General features: G+C 65.6%; 5 protein-coding genes. 4 read left to right on the top strand and 1 reads right to left on the bottom strand.

Going from position 1 to position 3,830, the window contains the following annotated elements; translation table 11 throughout:
- Positions 1-407 precede the first annotated feature (407 nt).
- On the top strand, positions 408-545 hold the full coding sequence (locus tag EFK10_RS53685) for a hypothetical protein (RefSeq protein ID WP_164836474.1): 138 nt from the start codon (positions 408-410) through the stop codon (positions 543-545).
- Here the strand turns inward: EFK10_RS53685 and EFK10_RS45835 are convergent.
- Positions 542-1,444: an NAD(P)-dependent oxidoreductase gene (locus tag EFK10_RS45835; RefSeq protein ID WP_127361553.1), complete on the bottom strand. Its 903-nt coding sequence runs from the start codon at positions 1,442-1,444 to the stop codon at positions 542-544. The two genes, EFK10_RS53685 and EFK10_RS45835, sit on opposite strands and share 4 nt — an antisense overlap.
- A gap of 59 nt (positions 1,445-1,503) precedes the next feature.
- Here EFK10_RS45835 and EFK10_RS45830 point away from each other — a divergent pair, with 59 nt between their 5' ends.
- From EFK10_RS45830 to EFK10_RS48320, 3 genes are all read left to right on the top strand, one after another.
- Positions 1,504-1,878: a MerR family transcriptional regulator gene (locus EFK10_RS45830; RefSeq protein WP_127361552.1), complete on the top strand. Its 375-nt coding sequence runs from the start codon at positions 1,504-1,506 to the stop codon at positions 1,876-1,878.
- 122 nt (positions 1,879-2,000) lie between these two features.
- The gene (locus EFK10_RS45825; protein WP_127361551.1) at positions 2,001-3,389 is read left to right on the top strand and encodes an IS1380 family transposase; all 1,389 of its coding nucleotides are present in this window, start codon (positions 2,001-2,003) and stop codon (positions 3,387-3,389) included.
- A gap of 183 nt (positions 3,390-3,572) precedes the next feature.
- A partial coding sequence (locus EFK10_RS48320; protein ID WP_206305850.1) for a group II intron maturase-specific domain-containing protein occupies positions 3,573-3,830 on the top strand: 258 nt, incomplete at its 3' end.

The raw sequence follows: 3,830 nt of genomic DNA, 5'->3' as shown, positions 1-3,830 counted from the left end.
GCCTCCGCTTCGTGCGATACGCGGACGATGTCATGGTCTTCGTGCGCTCTGAGCGGGCGGCAAGCCGTGTTCTCGGGTCGATTACGGTCTTCATTGAGCCCGGATCCACCGGCTTGATTCCTGTGGATAGCCACTACGGAAACGAGAAAGTGCCTTGTGACCTGCGATGATGGGGTTTATCTAGGACCACATCAGGCACGATCAGCAAGGCACTTCCGAGATGCAAGTTTCCCATGCCGCGGCGGCGGTCACCTCCGCGTTCGATGACCGGAATCTGATCGCGTACGGCGGGCTGGAGCCGGTGGTGCGCTTGGCGGAGTGGTGCGGGCTGCCCGCGCTGGCCGATGAACTCGTCGGGCTGCCGAAGTCGAAGGACGGCACGGGGGCTTTCCCGGGGGTCGAAGGTAATGTCGCTGCTGGGCGGCATGGTCGCGGGCGCCGACAGCATCGACGACATGGACCAGCTGCGGCACGGGACGATGGCCGCCCGAGCCCACCACCACTCAGCCGGCATGAGGGTCGACCCTGACTCAGACCTTGTCTAAGCTCGACTGCTTTTGTGCAGGGTTGTGGTGAGGCGTGCGAGTCCTTCTGGTCCGTAGCCGTCAGCGACGGCGTGGTCGATGATGGCCTTCGCTGCAGTAAGCACGCCCACATCGATGCCGTGGGTAGTGGCGGTGTTGATGATGTGCGTGATCCCTGACGCCGCGGAAGCGATCGTGGATCGATCCCCAGGATAGTGGCTGGCCTGGATCTGCTGGGCGAACCGGTTGATCATCTCGGGGAGGAGCCCTCCGATTCCGGTGGCGAACGTCGCGAACTGTTCCGGTGTGATGCCTTCGGCTGATGCGAGGGCGAAGGCATGCACGATCCCGTTTACCGAGGTGGCGAAGATGTCCAGCAGTGCAACGTCGTAGGCGGATGCCCGGCCGGGATCGTCGCCGAGATACATCGCGGTGCCGCCGATGGCAGCCATCGTCTGCTGGATGGCCTCGTGGACGTCGCGGGCACCGCTGTAGAGGACGGCAGCGGAGGGGGTGCCGATCGCGGGGGTCGGGGTCAGGATCGCCCCGTCCACGTAGTCAATCCCCCGCGAGGATGCCCAGGCCGCCATCGCGCGGGCCTGGGCCGGTTCGCCACTGGTGAGATTGACCAGTTGGCGGCCCTCCCAGCCCTGCACCGGGTGTTCGAGCGTGGCTCGTACCGCGTCATAGTCGATCAGGCAGGCAACGATCACCTGTCCGGCTTGTACCGCGTCCTCGACCGAGTCGGCGGCTTTAGCGCCCCGGTCGAGAAGGTTTCCGGTCCTTCCGGGCGTGCGGTTCCACACAGCTACCGGGTGACGGGCCGCCAGGAACGCGGAGGCGAGGGCGCGGCCCATCGGGCCGAGGCCGAGCACGGTGACGGGTGCGAGCCGGGTGTTTTCCTCATCGGACGCTGTCATGCCCTGAACGCTAGACCTTCACATTGACGGCAAGGTCAAGCCCTGCTGGACTCGACTTCATGAGGATCGGTGAATTGTCACAGCGGACCGGTGTAAGCCAACGCTCTCTGCGCTACTACGAAGAACAAGGACTGCTCACGCCGGCGCGGCTGCCGAGCAGATACCGCGACTATGACGAGCGCACCGTCACGATCGTGCGGCGCATCCAGATCCTGCTTTCAGCGGGACTCGGAACATCCGCCATTGCGGAGATCCTCCCCTGCGCAATCGATGACACTGTCGTCTTGTCCGGGAGGTGCCCGGAACTGATCGACGGCCTGGCGCAGGAGCGCGAGCGGATCACAGCGGCAATCGACGACCTGATCGCCGCCCGCGACATCCTCGATTCCCTCCTCGGACGCCCGTTGCACGTGCAGGCCGTGCCTTCCCGCTGAGCCCGGATCCGCCGGCTTGACGCCTGTGGATAGTTCTTCCCGAAACGAAGAAGTGCCTTGTGACCTGCAATGATGGGGTTTCTCTAGGACCACATCAGGCACGATCAGCAAGGCACTCCGTAATGCAATCTTCCCATGCCGCAGCGGCGGTCTCATCCGCGTTCGACGATCCGAACCTGATTGCGTACGGCGGGCTGGAGCCGGTGGTGCGGCTGGCCGAGCGGTGCGGTCTGCCCGCGCTGGCCGGGGAGCACATTCGTCTGCCGGCCTCGAAGGACGGCACCGGCGCCTTCCCAACGGCGAAACTGATGTCGCTGGTGGGCGGCATGGTCGCCGGCGCCGACAGCATCGACGACATGGACCGGCTGCGGCACGGCGCGATGGGCCGCCTGTTCTCCGGGGTGCGGGCCCCGTCCACGCTGGGGTCCTTTCTGCGCTCCTTCACACACGGGCATGTGAAGCAACTGCACGCCGTGGCCCGCCGGTTCCTGCCCGCACTGGCCCGTCACACCCCGCTGCTGCCCGGCGCGGACCAGGTCGCCTACGTGGACATCGATGACACCATCCGCCGCACCTACGGCTACGCCAAACAGGGCGCCGGCTACGGATACAGCAAGGTCAAGGGCCTGAACGCACTGCTCGGCATCCTCTCCACACCCCTGTCCGCCCCAGTGATCGCCGCCACCAGGCTGCGCAAGGGACCCTCGAACTCCGCACGTGGGGCGGCAGCGTTCGTGGCCGAGACCATCCGCACCGCCCGCGCCTGTGGCGCCAGTGGCCTGCTGGTGATGCGCGCGGACTCCGCGTTCTACGGCGCCGATGTCGTGAACTCCTGCCGGGCTCTGGGCGCGCGCTTCTCCATCACCGTGCGGATGAACGCCTCCGTCAAGGCCGCCATCGCGGCCATCGACGAAGACGCCTGGACGCCGATCAAGTACCCCAACGCGGTCTGGGACGAGGAAGGCCAGTGCTGGATCTCCGACGCCGAGATCGCCGAGACCGCCTACACCGCCTTCACATCCAAGCCGAAGAAACAGCAGGTCACCGCCCGTATGATTGTACGCCGCGTCAAACGCCTGAACCCTGACAGCGTCCCCGCTGGGCAAGGCACGCTCTTCGACACCTGGCGTTACCACGCCGCGTTCACCGACTCCCCGCTCTCCTTGAGAGACGCCGAGCGTGATCATCGTCGGCATGCTGTCGTCGAGCAGGTGATCGCGGATGTCAAGAACAGCGCCTTCGCTCACGCGCCGTCCGGTCATTTCCAGGCCAATGCCGCCTGGCTCGCCCTGGCGGCCCTGGCGCACAACCTGACTCGCGCCGCCGGCGCCCTGGCCGGAACGTTCCATGCCAGAGCGACCACCGCCACCATCCGTGACCACCTGATCAACGTGCCTGCCCGCTTGGCTCGCTCCGCCCGCCGCCTCACCCTGCATTTGCCCGAACGCTGGCCCTGGAGCGAGGACTTCACCCGACTCTTCAGCACTGTGCATGCGCCACCGGCCCTCTGACGCTCCCTGACCGACCTGCCCGAAAAGGGCCCGAGACCTGTGGACAAGTGGAAGAGCTGGGCAGACCAGCGGCCACCCCACGCCCGAATCCGCAGCCCAGCCTCGACACGGCCTGCACGACCCCGAAACGATCACTCTGGAATCAGCCGGTGGATCCGGGTTGAGACGCGGCTGAAGCTGAAGGTGAACCGGGAGAAGTCCAAAATCTCCTCGGTGTTCAAGGCCTCCCTCCTCGGATTCGGCTACTACCGGCCCGGTGGGAAAGGACCGGTGAGCATTCGGGTCGACCGGAAGGCGGTAAAGCGCCTGAAAGGGGAAATCAGTAGGCTCACCTCCAGGTCCTGGGGGGTCTCTATGGAACATCGCATGGAGAAGCTGGGAAGGTTCATGACCGGATGGGTCGCCTATTTCAAGCTCGCAGACTCCTCATGGACGTTCAAG

It is taken from the genome of Streptomyces soli, from assembly GCF_003999195.1.
Classification (GTDB): domain Bacteria; phylum Actinomycetota; class Actinomycetes; order Streptomycetales; family Streptomycetaceae; genus Actinacidiphila; species Actinacidiphila soli.
The sequence above is the reverse complement of the archived record's forward strand: the minus strand, read 5'-3'. Positions and strand labels throughout refer to the sequence as shown.

Coding starts and splice junctions, on each gene's coding strand:
- EFK10_RS53685 (WP_164836474.1), top strand. CDS start 408: ATGTCGCTGCTGGGCGGCATGGTCGCGGGCGCCGACAGCATCGACGAC.
- EFK10_RS45835 (WP_127361553.1), bottom strand. CDS start 1,444: ATGACAGCGTCCGATGAGGAAAACACCCGGCTCGCACCCGTCACCGTG.
- EFK10_RS45830 (WP_127361552.1), top strand. CDS start 1,504: ATGAGGATCGGTGAATTGTCACAGCGGACCGGTGTAAGCCAACGCTCT.
- EFK10_RS45825 (WP_127361551.1), top strand. CDS start 2,001: ATGCAATCTTCCCATGCCGCAGCGGCGGTCTCATCCGCGTTCGACGAT.